The following is a 16,847-nucleotide window of genomic DNA, read 5'->3' as shown; positions in this document are numbered from 1 at the left end:
CGTTTCCGCAACGCAGCATTTGGGCAATGCCGCCATGTGCGCAGGGCATGGCAACCCCGGCCGCGCCGTTGGGCGGGCCGGGGTCGCGGGTCTCAGTCCTCGTCGCCGGCAAGCTGCGCCAGCACCTGGCCCTTGCCGCGCGCCCGCAGGATCAGCGGCACGATCAGCGCCAAGGCAGCGATGCCCAGAAGCGTGGCGGCGATGGGCGAATGCAGCAGATAGCTCCAGTCGCCCTGGCTGATCGACAGCGCCCGGCGCAACTGCTGCTCGGCCATCGGGCCCAGGATCAGCCCGACGACGATGGGCGCGATGGGATAGCCGTAAAGCCGCATCACGTAGCCCAGCACGCCGAAGCCCAGAAGCATCCCCAGCTCGACGCTGGAGGGGTTGGCGCCGATGGTGCCGAGCGTCGCGAACAGCAGGATGCCGGCATAGAGCCAGGGTTTCGGCACGGTCAAGAGCTTCACCCACAGCCCGATCAGCGGCAGGTTCAGCACCAGCAGCATGGCGTTGGCGATCAGCAGGCTGGCGATCAGCCCCCAGACCAGCGTCGGGTTGGTGGCAAAGAGCAGCGGCCCCGGTTGCAGCCCGAACTGCTGGAAGCCCGCCAGCATGATCGCCGCCGTGGCCGAGGTCGGCAGGCCCAGCGTCAGAAGCGGCACCAGCGTGCCCGCCGCGCTGGCGTTGTTCGCCGCTTCGGGGCCGGCCACGCCCTCGATGGCGCCCTGGCCGAATTCCTCGGGGTGCTTCGAGAGCTTCTTCTCGGTCGCATAGGACAGGAAGGTGCCGATCTCGGCCCCGCCCGCGGGCATGGCGCCGATCGGAAAGCCGATGACGGTGCCGCGCAGCCAGGGCTTCCACGAACGCGCCCAGTCGCTGCGGCTCATCCAGACCGAGCCCTTGACGGCGGTGACCTCGTCGTCGTGCTGATCGCGCTGGCCGGCGATGAACAGCGCCTCGCCCACCGCGAACATGGCGACGGCCATGGTGGTGACCTCAATCCCGTCCAGAAGTTCGGCCTGGCCGAAGGACAGCCGCGCCTGCCCGGTCAGCTGGTCGATGCCGACGCAGGCCAGCGCCAGGCCCAGAAACAGCGACGTGAGCCCGCGCAGGGCGGAATCGCCGAAGGCGGCCGAGACGGTGACGAAGGCCAGCACCATCAGCGCGAAATATTCGCGCGGGCCGAAGACCAGCGCCAGCTTGACGATGGTCGGCGCCAGGAAGGCCAGCAGCAGCGTCGCGATCAGCCCGGCGATGAAGGACCCGATGGCCGCGGTGGCCAGCGCCGGCCCACCCCGGCCCTTGCGGGCCATCTTGTTGCCTTCCAGCGCGGTGATGATCGAGGCGCTCTCGCCCGGCGTATTGAGCAGGATCGAGGTGGTCGAGCCGCCATACATGCCGCCGTAATAGATGCCGGCGAACATGATGAGCGAGCCGGCCGGGTCCAGCCGATAGGTCACGGGCAGAAGCAGCGCCACGGTCAGCGCCGGGCCGATGCCGGGCAGCACGCCCACGGCGGTGCCCAGCGTGACGCCGATCAGCGCATAGAACAGCAGCATCGGGTCGGCGGCGGTTGCCAGCCCCTGCATCAGGAAATCGAAGGCGCCCATGGCTCAGCCCCCCGGAAAGAACAGATGCTCCAGCGGGCCGGGCGGCAGGTGCAGCATCAGGAGTTGCGAGAAGACCACCCAGACCACAAAGGCGAAGGCGATGCCGATGGGCAGGGTCATGGCCAGGTTGCGCTTGCCGAAGGCGAAGGCGGTGCAGGCGAACAGGATGCCCGTCGCGATGGAAAAGCCCGCGACATGCAGCAGCAGCAACTGCACGGCCAGCCCCGCGACGATCCACAGCACCGGCGCGACCCTTTGCGGCGGCCGCTCGGGGAAATCGCCGCGCAACGCGGCCAGCACGGTCCAGCCGGCCAGCCCCAGCAGGCCGCCAGCCACCACGCGCGGCACGCTGGCCGGGCCGACGCCGGAATAGCCGCCCAGATCGGCCAGCCGGGCGCTGTCCCACAACATCACCCCGGCGATGACCGCAAGGCCGGCCGCGATGACAAGCGCCGCCCCATCCGGGCGGCGCTTGGTTTGCGGTTGCAGGTCGCTCATTTCACCAGACCGATGTCCTTGAGGATCGCGGCGGTGGCCTCGGTGTCCTTGGCGAGCTGGGCGTCGAACTCGGGCCCGGCCAGGAAGGTGTCCATCCAGCCCTTGTCGGCCAGCTGCTTCTGCCAGTTTTCCGACTTGGCCATCTTCTCGACATCGGCGGTGACCTTGGCCTTCTGCTCGTCCGAAAGGCCCGGGGCGGCGGCGACCATGCGCCAGTTCTCCAGCGTCACGTCCAGCCCGGCCTCTTGCAGGGTCGGGGCATCGACGCCCTCCAGCCGCTCGGGCGCGGAAACCGCCAGCAGGCGCAGGGTGCCGGCCTGGATCTGGGCCTCGAACTCGCCCAGCGAGGAGATGCCGGCCGTCACCTGGTTGCCCAGGATCGCCGCCAGCGCCTCGCCGCCGCCGGAATAGGCGATGTAGTTGATCCTGGTCGGATCGACGCCCGCCGCCTTGGCGATCAGCCCGACGGCGATATGGTCGGTGCCGCCGGCCGAACCGCCGGCCCAGCTGACCGCGCCCGGGTCCGCCTTCAGCTTCTCGACCAGTCCGGCCATGTCCTGGATCTCGGACGCGGCGGGCACGACGATGGCCTCGTATTCGCCAGTCAGGCGCGCGATGGGGGTCACGTCCTTCAGCGAGACGGGCGAGTTGTTGGTCAGGATGGCGCCGACCATGACATAGCCGCCGACGATCAGCGCATCCGGGTTGCCCTTGTTCTGGCTGGCGAATTGCGCCAGGCCGATGGTGCCGCCGGCGCCGGGCACGTTCTGGACCTGCACCGATTTCGAGATGCCTTCCTCTTGCAGCACGGTCTGCATGGTGCGCGCGGTCTGGTCCCAGCCGCCGCCGGGGTTGGCGGGCGCGATGATGGTGTAGTCGGCCATGGCCGGCAGCGCCATGGCACCGGCAAAGAGGCTGGCGAGAACGAGATGCTTCATGGTTTCCTCCGCATCGGCCGGACGCGCGGCGGCGCCGGCCCGTTTTCCTGTTTTTCTGGCTTTGGCCCGCATCTCTCCCGGAATGCGGGCGGTCCTCCGTGAACCCGCTGGCGGGCCCTGCGCCCTTTGCATCACAGAAACCTGTCATGGACCTGACGCGGGCGTGAAAAATTTGCCGGAACCTATTTGGCCGACAGTGCCCGATTCCAGCGCGCCAGCAGCCGGGCGCGCGTCGCCTGGTCCAGATAGGCCAGCAGCCCGGGGCTGACCGGCACCGGCTTCAGCCGCACGCCCTCCAGCCCCGCCATGCCGCCCAGCGGCGAATCCTGCCCCGCCACCTCGAGGCTGACGGCCGACAGCCGCAACGTGCGCGACAGCAGCGCCTGCCCCTCGGGCGACATCAGGAAGGCCAGGAACTCCGCGCCCAGTTCCGGCGCCCGCGCCGCGCGCGGCACCAGCGCCACGCGCGAGACGACGACGGTGAAGTCGCGCGGCAGGATCACGCCCACCTCCTCCGGGTTCTGGCGCGCCCAGTCGGCGGCATAGGAGCCGAGCAGGTTGTAGCCCACCGCCAGCCTGCCGTCCGCGATGCGGGCCAGGATCTCGGCCGTGGTCGGGTATTGCCGCACGCCCATGCGGCCCATCGCGCGCACCACGTCCCAGATCTGCGGATAAAGCTCCTGGTCGCGGGCCAGGAACAGATAGCCGACGCCCGAGCGCGCCACGTCATAGGTGCCGATGCGGCCCTGCGCCTCGGCCGGGTGGCGCGCCATCCATTCCAGCAGCTCGGCCCGGGTGGCGGGCGGCGGGTGGTCGCGGAAGCTGGGCTTGTGATAGGCGAAGACCGCCGGCTCAAAGGTCAGCGCATAGGCGGTGTCGCGCCAGTTCGCCCAATCCGGCCAGCCGGGCGTGTCGGGCGTCACCACCGGCCGGGCGAAGCCGTCGTTCGCCAGCTTCACCTGCAGGTCCATGGCCGAGGAAAAGGCGAAATCCGCCGTGCCGGTGCCCGCCTCGGTCTCGGCCACGATGCGGTCGTGCAGGGCGCCGGTCAGCAGGTTCTCGTAGCGCAGGGCAAGGTCGGGCCGGCGCTGCTGGAACGCCTCGACCAGCGGCCGGGCCAGATCGTCGTCGAGCGAGGAATAGATCGTGAGTTCGCCCGCCGCCTGCCCGGATGGCGCGGGAAACAGCACCGCCTCGGCCCGGGCGATGCCGGTCAGGGCCAGGATCAGCAGGGCGGGCAGCAGGGCAAGGCGCATGATGGCCGCCAGACTGCCCCAGCCGGACCCCGTTCACAAGCGCCGGCACGCAGGCTAACCTGCCGGACCGGAGGGGGATTCATGCGCATCCTGCTGGTCGAGGACAATCTTTCGCTGGCCGAGGGCCTGTCGGCGCTCTTGCGCCAGTCCGGCTATGCCGTGGACGTGGTCCATGACGGCGCCTCGGCCGAGGCCTTGGCGGCGGCGGAAAGCTTCGAGCTGGTGATCCTGGACCTGAACCTGCCGCAGATGGACGGGCTCGAGGTGCTGCGCGCCATGCGGGCGCGCAGGAACCCGGCGGCGGTGATGATCCTGACCGCGCGCGGCACGCCCGAGGAGCGGGTGCGCGGCCTCGACCTCGGCGCCGACGACTACCTCATCAAGCCCTTCGACATCGGCGAGTTCGAGGCCCGCATCCGCTCGCTTTTGCGCCGGCAGGCGGGCTTGCGCACGGCGACGGTCAGCTTCGGCGCGCTGAGCTTCGACCAGAACAGCCGCAGCTTTTCGGTCGAGGGCCAGCCGCTGGACCTGCCCGCGCGCGAACGCGGCCTGCTGGAATTGCTCATCACCCGCGCCGGCAAGGTGGTGCCGCGCGACAGCATCGTGCAGTCGCTGACCTCGCTGGAAGACGACCTGTCGGCCAATGCCATCGAGCAATATGTCAGCCGGCTGCGCAAGCGCCTGGCGGCGGCCGGGCTGACGGTGCGCACGGCGCGCGGCATCGGCTATTTCCTGGACCGGGCATGAGCCGGCCGTTCTCGATCCGCCGCCGGCTGCTGCTGTGGCTCCTGGCGGCGACGGCGGTCTTCGGCGCGCTGGCGCTGGTCGACACCGGGCGCGAGGCGCGGCACATGGCGACGGCGCTGGCCGACCGGGTGCTGGCCGGCTCGGCCCTGGTCATCGCCGAGCGCGCCTCGCTGGACGAAGACGGCATGATCGCCATCGAGATCCCCTATGGCGCGCTGGAAATGCTCAGCTCGGCGGCCGAGGACCGGGTGTTCTATCGCGTCGACGGCCCGCCGGGGCGGCTGGTCACCGGCTATGCCGACCTGCCGGTCGCGCCGGCGGTGCCGGGCGGCGAGCCGGGCTTTGCCGACGGCCTGTTCCGCGACCAGCCGGTGCGGGTGGCGACGCTGGCCCGCGCCGCCTCGACCGGCATCGACGAGGTGCCCTTTACCGTCACCGTGGCCGAGACCACCACCGCGCGCGAGGAGCTGACGCGGACCATCCTGATGCGCTCGGCCCTGCGGCTGGGGCTGATGATGCTGGGCGCGGCGCTGATCGTCGGCATCGCCGTCACCGTTTCGCTGCGGCCCTTGTCGCGGCTGTCCGAGGCCATCGCCACCCGCAGCCCCGACGATCTGTCGCCGGTCGAGACTCCGGTGCCCAGCGAGGTGCGCGGGCTGGTCGGCGCCATCAACGGCTTCATGCTGCGGCTGAAATCGGCGCTGGACGGGTTGCGCAATTTCACCGGCAACGCCGGCCACCAGCTGCGCACGCCGCTGGCCGTGGTGCGCACGCAGCTGGCACTGGCGGCCCGCGCCGGCACGCTGGCCGAGGCGCAGACCGCCGCCGCCAAGGGCGACGCGGCGGTCGCCCATGCCGAGCGCATCCTGGCGCAGCTTCTGCTGCTGGCCAAGGTCGATGCGGCGGCGGGCCGGGCGCCCGACGTGATCGACCTTGCCGGCTTCGCCCGCGACCTGACCGCCGAGCAGATCCCCGCCGCCGCCGAGGCCGGCATCGACCTGGGTTTCGAGGGCGAGGGCGCCCTGCCCGTCCGCGCCGAACCGCTTCTGCTGGGCGAGGCGCTGGCCAACCTGATCTCGAACGCGATCCTGCACACCGGGCGCGGTGCGATGGTGACGATCCGCGTCCGCGCCGAGGGCGACGAGGCCGTGCTGGAGGTCGAGGACGACGGCCCCGGCATCCCGGCCGAGGCCCGCGCCGCCGCCATCGGCCGTTTCGCGCGCGGCCAGGGTCAGAGCCAGGGGCCGGGCCTGGGCCTGGGCCTGCCGGTGGTCGAGGAAATCGCCCGGCTTTTCGGCGGCCGGCTGGGCCTGCATCCCGGCGCCGGCGGTCGCGGCCTTTGCGCCCGGCTGCATTTCCCCCGCGCCGCCTGATCCCCCGATTTGCAGAATCGGCGCCGCCATGGCATCGCGCGCCTTTCACCCGCAGGAAAGATCGCCATGCCGCCCTCGCCCCGCCAGACCCGGTTGATGCTTCTGGCCTGTTTCCTGGCCGCCGGCATCGGCGCCGGCGTCTGGGGCGCCAACCTGCCGGCGCTCGGCCGGCGCACCGGCATGGACGAGGCGCAGATCGGCCTGGTGCTTCTGTGCTTCGCGGCCGGGGCCATCGCCTCGATGAACCTGGTGCCGCGGCTGATGGCTCGCTTCGGCGCCGGGCGGGTCTCCTGCCTTGCGGCCGGGCTGTTCGGCGCCGGCATCGCCGCCGTGGCGCTGGTCGGGCAGATGGGACAGGCGGCGCTGGTCGCGGGTTTCTGCGGCGTGGTCTTCGGCGCGCTGGACGTGGCGATGAACAGCCATGCTGCGCAGTTCGAGGCCCGCGCCGGCCGGCCGGTGATGTCCTTCTTTCACGCCATGTTCAGCGCCGGAACCCTGGCCGGCGCCGCCGGCTATGCCTGGCGCGCCCATGCCGGCGGCGCCGCGCCGGCCAGCCTGGTCGCGGCCGGCGTGCTGATCCTGCTGCTTGCGGCGCTGGCCGCCACCTGCGCGGGCGGCGCCCCCGCGCCGCGGGACGACGCCACCCCGGCGCAAGCGCGCGGCGGCACCGGGGCGCCGGGGCTGCGGGTGCTGGCGCTTGGCGCGGTGGCATTCGCCATCTTCTTCGCCGAGGGCGCGATCATGGATTGGGCGGCGCTCTACCTGGTGCGCATCCTCGGCGCCAGCGAGAGCACCGGAGCGCTGGGTTACGCGGTCTTTGCCGGCAGCATGCTGCTGGGCCGGCTGCTGGGCGACCCTGCCAACCGCATTTTCGGCGCGGTGCGGCTGTTCCGGCTGGGCACGGCGACGGTGGCGCTGGCGCTGGCGGCGATGCTGGTCGCGGGGGCCGTGGCCCCGGTGCTGGCGGCGCTGGCGCTCTGCGGGCTTGGCATGGCGAATGTCATCCCGATCCTGTTCTCGGCCGCCGGGCGGCTGGGGCTGGCGGATGGCGGGCGCTCGATGTCGCGGGTGCTGACCATGGGCTATGCCGGGCTGCTGGTCGGGCCGGCGATCATGGGCTTCATCGCCAAGGCGGCCTCGCTGCAGGTCAGCCTGGCGCTGGTGGCGCTGGCCGTGGCCGCCACCTGCTTCTGCGCCCGGCTGGTGCGGCCCGAGGCCGACTGAGCGCGCTCGCCGCCGTCAGGACTGCACGGCCTCGGCCCGCAGCATCTCGACCATGCGGTCGCGCATGACGAATTTCTGCGGCTTGCCGGTGACGGTCATCGGCAGATCCGCCACCACGCGGACATGGCGCGGCACCTTGAAATGCGCGATCTGCCCCTTGCAATGCGCGCGCAGGGCCTCGGGGTCGATGGTCTGGCCGCTGCGGGGCACGACCCAGGCGCAGACCTCTTCGCCAAAGCGGTCGTCGGGGATGCCGAAGACCTGCACCTCGCGCACCTGCGGGTGGCGGATCAGGAATTCCTCGATCTCGCGCGGATAAATGTTTTCGCCGCCGCGGATGATCATGTCCTTGACCCGGCCGACGATGGTGCAGAAGCCCTGCTCGTCCAGCGTGCCCAGATCGCCGGTCTGCATCCAGCCGTCGTGGATGGCCTCGGCACTGGCGGCGGGATCGGCCCAATAGCCCGACATCACCGAATAGCCCCGGGTCCAGATCTCGCCCTTTTCGCCGACCGGCACGGTCGCGCCGCCCTCGCCGACGATGCGGACCTCGAGATGCGGGTGGATGCGGCCGACGGTCTCGCAGCGCTTCTCGGTCGGGTCGTCGGTGAAGCTCTGGAAGGACACCGGCGAGGTCTCGGTCATGCCGTAGCAGATCGTCACCTCGCGCATGTGCATGTCGCGGTTGACCCGCTTCATCACCTCGATCGGGCAGAGCGCGCCGGCCATGATGCCGGTGCGCAGACTGGCGAGGTCGCGATGCGCATTGTCCAGTTCCTGCAGCATGGCAACGAACATGGTCGGCACGCCGTAAAGCGCCGTCGCACGCTCGGCCTCGACCGCGTCGAGCGTCTGCGCGGGATCGAAGGCCTCGGAGGGGAAGACCATGGTCGCGCCCTTGCTGACCGCGCCCAGGACGCCCATCACCATGCCGAAGCAATGGTAAAGCGGCACCGGGATCACCAGCCGGTCGGCCTGGGTCAGCGCGATGCGGTCGGTGACGAAGCGCCCGTTGTTGACGATGTTCAGATGCGACAGCGTCGCGCCCTTGGGCTGGCCGGTGGTGCCCGAGGTGAACTGGATGTTGATCGGCTCGTCCGTGTAGAGCGCGATCCGGTCGAGACCGGCCAGCAGCGCGGGCGTGGCGCGGGCCGACAGGTCGGCAAAGGGGATCATGCCCGGGCCGGGATCGTCCTGCATCATCACCACATGGCGCAGTTCGGGAAAGCGCGCGCTGCCGCCGTCGGCGGCCAGTTCCGGCATCAGCTCGCGCAGCATGCCGGCATAGTCCGAACTCTTGAAGCGGCTGGCGGCGATCAGCGCCCGGCAGCCGACCTTGTTCAGCGCATAGTCCAGCTCGGACAGCCGATAGGCCGGGTTGATATTGACCAGGATGGCGCCGATGCGGGCGGTGGCGAATTGGGTCAGCACCCATTCCAGCCGGTTCGGCGACCAGATCCCCACCCGGTCGCCCTTGGCGATGCCCAAGGACAGCAGCCCGGCGGCGACCCGGTCCACCCGGGCCGCAAATTCGGCATAGCTCAGCCGGTCGCCGCTTTCGCGAAACACCAGCGCGTCGTTCGCGCCATGCGCGGCCACGGCCTCGGCCAGCAGTTGCGGGATGGTGGCATGTTTCAGCGGCGGCTCGGCCGGTCCGCGCACATGCGACAGCCCGTCCTGCGGCGCGGCCGAACGGGAAAGCGGATGCGTCATGATCGTCTCCTGTCCTTTCAAGGGCCGGGGCGCGACGGGACCGCGCCCCGGCCGGGCGACCTTCAGCCGCGCGCGATGTTGACGACCTGCATCTGGGTATATTCGGCCAGCCCCTCGACCGATTGCTCGACGCCCAGGCCCGAGCCCTTGAAGCCCGCCATCGGGATATGCGGGCCGATGTTGAGCTGCTGGTTCACCCAGACCGTGCCGGATTCGATGCGCCCGGCGATCTCGGCCGCGCGGTCCACATCCGCCGAATGCACCGAGCCGCCCAATCCGTAATCCGAGGCATTGGCCCGCGCGATCACCTGGTCCACGTCGTCGAAGCGGATCACCGGCAGGATCGGGCCGAACTGCTCCTCATCGACGATGCGCTGGCCGTCGCGAACGTCGCGCACGATGGTCGGGCTGATGAAATAGCCCCGGCCCTCGCGCGCCTCGCCGCCGGCGATGACCGTGCCGCTGGCCCTGGCATCGGCCAGGAAGCCCTTGACCTTCTCATACTGCGCCTTGTTCTGGATCGGGCCGATGGTGGTGCCCTGCTTCAGCCCGTCGTCGACCACGGCGGTCCGGGCGATCTCGGCCAGCGCATCGCAGAATTCGTCATAGATCGCGTCATGGACATAGGCGCGCTTGACCGCCAGGCAGACCTGCCCCGCGTTCATGAAGGCGCCGCCATAGATCTTTTCTGCGGTCTTCCTGACATCCACGTCGGGCAGCACGATGGCCGGGTCGTTGCCGCCCATCTCCAGCGTCACCCGCTTCATCGTGCCGGCGGCGCTGGCCATGATGCGCTTGCCGGTCTCGGACGAGCCGGTGAAGCCGATCTTGGCGATGCCGGGATGCGTGGTCATGCGCGGGCCAAGGTCGTTCGCATCGGTGATGATGTTCACCAGCCCGGCCGGGAAGATCGCCGCGCAAAGCTCGCCCAGCTTCAGCGCCGCGACCGGCGTGGTCGGCGCGGGCTTCAGCACGATCGCGTTGCCGGCCATCAGCGCCGGGCCGATCTTCCAGCAGGCCAGCAGCAGCGGGAAGTTCCAGGCGATGATCGCGCCCACGACGCCCAGCGGCTTGTGGCGGGTCTCGATGCGGAAATCCGCGTCGTCCTGGATCACCCGGTCGGGCAGTTCCAGGGTCGCGGTATGGGCCAGGTAGCCCTGGCTCCATTGCACCTCGCCCATCGCCTCGGGCAGCGGCTTGCCCTGTTCCTGGGTGATGGTGCGCGCGAGGTCCTCGGCGTGCTCGCCGATGGCGGCGGCCAAGGCCTCGATCCTGGCCCGCCGCTCGGCCATGCTGGTCCTGGCCCAGTCGCGTTGCGCGGCGGCGGCAGCGGCGACGGCCTCGTCAAGCTGCGCCTCGGTCGCGTGCGGCACGCGGGCGAAGACCTCTTCGGTGGCGGGGTTCAGCACCTCCACCATGCGCTCGGCCGAGACCAGCTTGCCGCCGATCAGCATCCTGTAATCCATGTCATCCTCCCATGGCTCCGGCTCCTCGACCGGGCATGGCAGGCAGCATAGGCCGCGGGCCCTTGCGGCGTCTTGGCGTGGCGCGCCAGCGACCGGGGCTGGCGCGCCAGGAAAAGCCTTTGCAATCAATGCACGACGCGGCAGGAAGCGTAATAGTCGCCCGGCGCCATGGCGTAATGCTGGCGAAACACCCGGTTGAAATGCGACAGATCGCCGAAGCCCGCGCGAAAGGCCAGGTCCGAGATCACCGGCCGGCGGTTCATCTGCGCCGCGCGCCGCAGGTGGTCGGCGGTCAGCCGGGCGCGGCGCTGCGCCAGCACTTGGGTGAAGCTGGTGCCGTGGTCGCCGAAATCGCGCTGCAACTGGCGCCGCGACAGGTTCACCAGCGCCGAGAGCCGCTCGATCGAGAATTCCGGGTCGGTCAGCTGGCGCTCGATGGTCTCGCAGGCATGGCGGAACCGGCCGGCGCGGTCGCGAAAGCCGGGCGCCGCACCCTCGCCGCGAAACAGCAGCGCGACGAAATCGAACAGATAATCGGCGGCGTCATCGGCCTCGGGCGCCTCGGCCAGCAGGGCGCCAAGACCGGCCAGCAGCGGATGGCGCGCGGGGATGCGCCGCCCGGTCAGCGGCGCGGCGGGGCGGCCTTCCAGGCACAGGGCGCGCGGCAGGTGCACCGAGGTGAAGCTGGCGTCGCGGCCGTCGAAGCGGATCTGGGCGGTGCGGGTCGAATCCATCAGCAGGCAGTCGCCGGCCGCCAGCACCTCGGCCGCGCCATTGTGGATGACCCGCGCCTCGCCCGCGCGCTGCATCAGCAGGAACAGGTATTCGCTGTCGTCGCTGCGGATGCCGGAGCGCTGGCGGTCGATGCGATCGATGCGGCAATCCATCTCGGCGATGTCGATGCCGTGGCGGCGGCGCAGCCGGAAATCCCCCACGGCCCGCCGGTTGCGCTCGGCCGGGGTGCAATCGTATTGGCCGCAATTGGACAGGACGCAATTGCTCCATTCCTCGAAACACATCATCGCCCTTCCTCCCCAGAAGGCTGGCTGTGCGGCGGCCATGATACGCGAGGGCGGCGCAAGATCAACCGTGCCCTTCAGGGCGCGCCGATCTCGTCGCTGCGGCGGCTGTCGAGCTCCTGCGCATAGCGTTTCAGGCAATAGGCCTCGGTCAGCGAGCCCAGCACCCGCTGCGTCGCCGGCCCGTCCAGGACCGGCAGGATCTCCAGCTGCGTGCGCGAGAACTGGTCCAGCACGGCCTGGATATTGTCCTGGCGGAACACATGCGCATCGGCGCCGATCACGCAATCAGCGGCCAGCAGAACCTCGGCCAGCTCGGTGATCTCGGGGTCGTGCACGGTCGCCATGTCGATGATGCCGGCATAGCGGTCGTGCTCGTCCACGGCGAAGGCGTATTTGCGGCTGCCCAGCGGCAATTCCTCGCGCAACAGCGCCAGCGGCTGGTGCAGCGGCACGCGGCGGATGTCGCTGCGCATCATCCGCCCCGCCGTCAGCTCGCGCACCCAGCCCACGTCATGCGCGCCCAGCAGCGGGATGCCGCGCAGATGGAAGCGCCAGGTCGAGAAGGAATAGCCGAAGGTCAGCCGCACCACGGTCGAGGCGATGAAGGCCGCGGTCAGCACCCCGACGGTAAAGGCGAAATTGCCGGTGATCTCCAGCACCAGGAAAACCATGGTCAGCGGCGCGCCGGTGATGGCGGCGCCGACCGCGGCCATGCCGGCCAGCATGGCGGGGATGCGCAGCTCGGGCAGGCCGGGCAGCGCCAGCACCAGCAACTGCGCGACCAGCGCCCCCAGCAGGCAGCCGATGAACAGCGACGAGCTGAAGAGCCCGCCGCGGAACCCCACGCCCAGCGACAGGGCCGAGGCGAGGACCTTGCCAAGCAGCAGCAGCGCCACCGCCGCCAGGCCCCAGTTCTGGCTGATATGCACCTGGATCGAGTCGTGCCCGCTGCCCAGGACCTGCGGGCTGGCCAGCGCCATGGCGCCCAGCACCAGCCCGCCGGCCGCCGGCCGTGCCCAAGCCGCCAGCCGGCTTTTCTGGCACAGGCGCTCAAAGACCGAGACCAGCCGCATGGTCGCGGTGCCGACCAGCGCCGCCAGCAATCCGATGACGATGAAGAGCGGCAGCAGCGTGTCGGGCAGCGCCATCACCTCGGGCAGGTGGAACAGCGAGCCATGCGGCTCGACCGCGCGGCGCGCCAGCGTGCCCGAGATCACCGCCGCGCCGATGATGGCGATATTGCGCGGCGCGTAGGAGCCGTGGACCAGCTCGAAGCCGTAGAACGCGCCGGCCAGCGGCGCGTTGAAGGCCGCGGCGATGGCCGCCGCCGCCCCGGCCGAGGTCAGGCAGCGCTTGTCCTCGCGCCGCAGCCGAAAGGGCTGGGCCACGGCGGAAAACAGGCTGGCACCGAGCTGGCTGTAGCCCGCCTCCATCCCGACCGAAGCGCCCGACAGGTTCGAGAGCAGCGTGAGCCAGGCCAGCCGCAGCGAATCCCAGACCGACATCTTGCCGCCGTAAAGCGCATTGGCCTCGATCGGGTCGACGATCTCGGCCGGGCGGATGCGCTGCGCGACCAGCGCCCAGATCCCCAGCACCAGCCCGCCCACCGCCGGGACCAGCGCATAGGGCCAGGCCGGCAGGTCCGAAAGCGCGCTCAGCGCCGCATCGCGCGGCAGGCCGAACAGCAGCCCCTGCGCCGCCAGCAGCAGCCGGTGCAGCCCGGCGACCGCCAGTCCGACCAGCCCGCCAAGCGCGAAGGCGATGACGACCAGCATCGCCTCCTGGTCGCGCAGCTGCCGTCGGACCTCGTTGATCCGCTGCAGAAAGGACAGCATCAGGCGGCGCGGGGCGGTCTTGCGGGCAAAGGGCATGGGGCGATGTTCCGGCGGTCGGCGGGCGCGGGCCTATTCCCCGCGCGGAAAACGCTTGTTTTCCTCGAGCACGTTCAGGTCCATGTGGTTGCGCATATAGCGTTCCGAGGCCCTTTGCAGCGGCTGGTAATCCCAGGGGAAATAGGCGCCGTTGCGCAGCGCCTCATAGACCACCCAGCGCCGGGCCTGGCTTTCGCGCACCTCGGCGTCATAGGCCGCCAGGTCCCAGCGCGCCCGCATCTGCGCCGACAGCCGCGCCAGGGTCTCGGCATGGGCGGGATCGCCCGCCAAGTTCAGCAGCTCCTGCGGGTCGTCGGCCAGATTGTAAAGCATCGGCGCATCGGCATTGCACAGCGCCAGCTTCCAGTCGCCATCGCGCAGGGCGACCATGGGCGTGACCGTGCCCTCGGCCGCATATTCCATCGGCACCGGGCCGCGCGCACCCTGCCCCGTGGCAAGCCCGGTCAGGTCCTCGCCATCGGTCCAGCGCGCCAGGGTGCTGATGTCGAGCCCGGCCAGCGCCGCCACCGTCGGCACCACGTCCAGGGTCGAGGTGGGCCGGTCGATGCGCCCCGGCTGCCAGCCCGGCGCCGCGATCATCAGGGGCACCCGGGCCGAGCCCTCGAAAAAGCTCATTTTGAACCACATGCCGCGTTCGCCCAGCATGTCGCCGTGGTCCGAGACGAACAGGATGATGGTGTTGTCGTCCATCCGGCCGCGCTTGAGCACGTCGAGGATCTCGCCGATCTTTTCGTCGACATAGGAGATATTGGCGAAATAGCCCTGCCGCGCCCGGCGCACGTCCTCGGGCGCGATGTCGAAGGCGCGGAAGTCGCAGGCCTCCATCAGCCGCTGCGAATGGCTGTCCTGCTGATCGAAGGGGATCGCCGGCACCTCGGGCTCCAGCGCCGGGCAGTCGTCGTAGAGGTCCCAGAAGCGGCGGCGCGCGACATAGGGATCGTGCGGATGGGTGAAGCTGACGGTCAGGCACCAGGGCCGGTCGTCCAGCCGCCGCGACAGGTCATAGAGCTTTTGCGTGGCGTTGAAGGCGACCTCGTCGTCATATTCCATCTGGTTGGTGATCTCGGCCACGCCGGCGCCGGTGACCGAGCCGAGGTTGTGATACCACCAGTCGATGCGCTCGCCCGGCTTGGTGTAATCCGGCGTCCAGCCGAAATCGGCCGGATAGATGTCGGTGGTCAGCCGCTCCTCGAAACCGTGCAGCTGGTCGGGACCGACGAAATGCATCTTGCCCGACAGCGCCGTGTAATAGCCGGCGCGGCGCAGGTGATGGGCATAGGTCGGGATGTCCGAGGCGAACTCGGCGGCATTGTCATAGACCCGGGTGCGGCGCGGCAATTGCCCCGACATGAAGCTGGCGCGGGCCGGAGCGCAAAGCGGGCTGGCCGTGTAGGTATTCGCGAAGCGCACCGAGCGTTCCGCCAGCGCCCGCAGGTTCGGCGCGTGCAGGAACTCGGCCGGCCCGTCCGGGAACAGCGTCCCGTTGAACTGGTCCACCATCAGGATAAGGATATTCGGGCGTGTCATCTGAGGCTCGTCTCGGTCGTTCAGGGTTTGGGCGTGCGGGCCGGGCTGCGGCATCGGCCTGCCGCCGCCTATAGCCCGGCGCGCCGGGATAGTCAGTCGAAATAACCGCCCCCCAGGACGCGGCGCCCTTCCGCCCCTTGCCATGCCGCTGCTTCGGGCGCTATTCCATGGGCTTATATAGACCTGCACCAAGCCTGCGGTGCAGCGGGATTCTTTTCATGCATGACATAAAGGATCTTTATCGCCGATGCGCCATGTCGATCTGGGCTGGATGCGGGTTTTCGTCGAGGTCTGCCGCGCGGGCAGCCTGTCCGAGGCTGCGCGGCTTCTGAACCTGACCCAGCCCGCCGTCAGCTATCAGATCCGCCGGGCCGAGGCCGAGTTCGGCACGGCCCTGCTGACCCGCGGTCACCGCGGCGTCGCGCCGACCGAGGCCGGAGAGGCGCTGCTCGCGATCCTGACGCGCAGCATCGACCAGGTGGACGAGCTTGCCGCCCGGCTGCGGCGCAAGGCCAGCGCGGCGGTGCTGCGGCTGCATACCGACTATGCCTTTTCCGGCTTGTGGCTGATCCCGCGCATCCACCGCTTCCGCGACGCCCAGCCCGAGGCCGATTTGCAGATCATCGCCTCGCAGCACAGCGACCTGGGGCAGCTGCAGCCCGGCGACATCGCCGTGGTCTTCGGCAGCGCCGCCACGCTGGGCCCCGAGGCGACGCTGCTGATCGAGGAGCGCGTCGTCCCGGTCTGCGCCCCGCATTTTGCGCAAGGGCGTAGCGCCGGCGCCTTCGGCGCGACCCGGCTGATCCATCTCGACAGCCCGCATCCCGCCGCCTGGTTCGACTGGCGCCGCTATCTTGCCGCCATCGGGCGCGCGGGCGACCTGGCCCGCGACCAGGGCAATCTGCGCTTCAACACCTATTCGCTGGTCATCGACGCGGCGCTGGCCGGCGAGGGCGTGGCGCTTGGCTGGGGCGGGCTGGTCGATCCGCTGCTGGCGCGCGGTCAGCTGGTCCGCTTCGGTCCCGAGCGGGTGGCGCCCGGCCAGGGCTATCACATGATCCAGCGCGCGCCGCACGAGCCGGCGACGCAAGGCCTGCGCGACTGGCTGGTCGCGGAAAGCGCGCGGCGCTAGTTCCGCCCCCGATCTGCTTGAGGCAGGCGCGCCTGCCGGCACGGGCCAGGCTTGTGCCCAGAGCCTCCGGGGAGCAGCCTCGCGCGGATCAGGACCCGGACCGGCGCCAAGCGTGCCGTCATGGACGCGGATATCGCGACCATGCGCGACGGCGGGCGCAGCGATTTCCACATGGAAGGCGCCTTTTTTACCTGGTTTGCCGGCTCGCCGGTCGAGCGGATCCCGGGCGAAAGCGATGCCGTGCAGATGGGTTGGTCTCGTTGACCCGCGCAGAAAGCCGCCAGACATTCTCCCGGGGCGAACGCAGGTAGGCCAGCATCAAGGGACTTTCAGCTGCACCGACAGAAGTTCATGGCAGATTCACCGTCTCACACTGCGACCGAGAAACGCCAATAGCCCTGCTGGACACGCACCATGCCGGAAACCTCACCTTCTGACAAAAGCGCCGG

General features: G+C 70.1%; 14 protein-coding genes. 5 read left to right on the top strand and 9 right to left on the bottom strand.

The window, feature by feature from the left end; all coding sequences use genetic code 11:
• Positions 1-92 precede the first annotated feature (92 nt).
• The 4 genes from ASV56_RS16705 to ASV56_RS16690 form a co-directional block, all read right to left on the bottom strand.
• Entirely contained in the window at positions 93-1,610 is a 1,518-nt protein-coding gene (locus tag ASV56_RS16705) for a tripartite tricarboxylate transporter permease (protein WP_062563095.1), read from the bottom strand.
• Between the two features lie 3 nt (positions 1,611-1,613).
• Positions 1,614-2,108, bottom strand: a complete 495-nt coding sequence (locus ASV56_RS16700; protein WP_062563094.1) for a tripartite tricarboxylate transporter TctB family protein — start codon at positions 2,106-2,108, stop codon at positions 1,614-1,616.
• Entirely contained in the window at positions 2,105-3,046 is a 942-nt protein-coding gene (locus ASV56_RS16695) for a Bug family tripartite tricarboxylate transporter substrate binding protein (RefSeq protein WP_062563093.1), read from the bottom strand. Before ASV56_RS16695 ends, ASV56_RS16700 begins: the two co-directional genes overlap by 4 nt.
• Positions 3,047-3,228: 182 nt before the next feature.
• Entirely contained in the window at positions 3,229-4,302 is a 1,074-nt protein-coding gene (locus ASV56_RS16690) for an ABC transporter substrate-binding protein (protein ID WP_062563092.1), read from the bottom strand.
• 81 nt (positions 4,303-4,383) lie between these two features.
• Here ASV56_RS16690 and ASV56_RS16685 point away from each other — a divergent pair, with 81 nt between their 5' ends.
• The 3 genes from ASV56_RS16685 to ASV56_RS16675 all read left to right on the top strand — a co-directional run bounded on the left by ASV56_RS16685 (position 4,384) and on the right by ASV56_RS16675 (position 7,646).
• Positions 4,384-5,049 carry a response regulator transcription factor gene (locus tag ASV56_RS16685; protein WP_018001382.1) on the top strand — a complete coding sequence of 222 codons (666 nt, stop codon included), beginning with the start codon at positions 4,384-4,386 and terminating at the stop codon, positions 5,047-5,049.
• Positions 5,046-6,422, top strand: coding sequence for a sensor histidine kinase (locus ASV56_RS16680; protein WP_062563091.1), 1,377 nt, complete (start codon positions 5,046-5,048; stop codon positions 6,420-6,422). Before ASV56_RS16685 ends, ASV56_RS16680 begins: the two co-directional genes overlap by 4 nt.
• 66 nt (positions 6,423-6,488) lie before the next feature.
• Complete coding sequence (locus tag ASV56_RS16675) at positions 6,489-7,646, top strand: MFS transporter (RefSeq protein ID WP_062563090.1); 1,158 nt, start codon at positions 6,489-6,491, stop codon at positions 7,644-7,646.
• A 15-nt stretch (positions 7,647-7,661) separates the two neighbouring features.
• On the opposite strand, the gene ASV56_RS16670 is transcribed toward ASV56_RS16675, so the two are convergent.
• The 5 genes from ASV56_RS16670 to betC form a co-directional block, all read right to left on the bottom strand.
• On the bottom strand, positions 7,662-9,359 hold the full coding sequence (locus ASV56_RS16670; protein ID WP_062563089.1) for an AMP-binding protein: 1,698 nt from the start codon (positions 9,357-9,359) through the stop codon (positions 7,662-7,664).
• Between the two features lie 62 nt (positions 9,360-9,421).
• Positions 9,422-10,825, bottom strand: coding sequence for an aldehyde dehydrogenase family protein (locus ASV56_RS16665; protein WP_062563088.1), 1,404 nt, complete (start codon positions 10,823-10,825; stop codon positions 9,422-9,424).
• Between the two features lie 125 nt (positions 10,826-10,950).
• Positions 10,951-11,847, bottom strand: coding sequence for a helix-turn-helix domain-containing protein (locus ASV56_RS16660; protein WP_062563087.1), 897 nt, complete (start codon positions 11,845-11,847; stop codon positions 10,951-10,953).
• A gap of 74 nt (positions 11,848-11,921) precedes the next feature.
• On the bottom strand, positions 11,922-13,718 hold the full coding sequence (locus tag ASV56_RS16655; RefSeq protein WP_062563086.1) for a chloride channel protein: 1,797 nt from the start codon (positions 13,716-13,718) through the stop codon (positions 11,922-11,924).
• 33 nt (positions 13,719-13,751) lie between these two features.
• A complete protein-coding gene (betC, locus tag ASV56_RS16650) occupies positions 13,752-15,266 on the bottom strand; it encodes a choline-sulfatase (RefSeq protein ID WP_062563361.1) in 1,515 nt (504 codons plus the stop codon).
• A 247-nt stretch (positions 15,267-15,513) separates the two neighbouring features.
• Here betC and ASV56_RS16645 point away from each other — a divergent pair, with 247 nt between their 5' ends.
• Positions 15,514-16,398 (top strand): choline sulfate utilization transcriptional regulator, encoded by an 885-nt coding sequence (locus tag ASV56_RS16645; protein ID WP_062563085.1) that lies wholly within the window; start codon positions 15,514-15,516, stop codon positions 16,396-16,398.
• A 120-nt stretch (positions 16,399-16,518) separates the two neighbouring features.
• On the top strand, positions 16,519-16,662 hold the full coding sequence (locus ASV56_RS23740; RefSeq protein ID WP_156429220.1) for a hypothetical protein: 144 nt from the start codon (positions 16,519-16,521) through the stop codon (positions 16,660-16,662).
• Positions 16,663-16,847 lie beyond the last annotated feature (185 nt).

Origin of the sequence: Paracoccus aminovorans (assembly GCF_001546115.1) — a bacterium.
Taxonomy (GTDB): Bacteria; Pseudomonadota; Alphaproteobacteria; order Rhodobacterales; family Rhodobacteraceae; genus Paracoccus; species Paracoccus aminovorans_B.
This window is presented reverse-complemented; position numbering and strand designations above follow the sequence as displayed.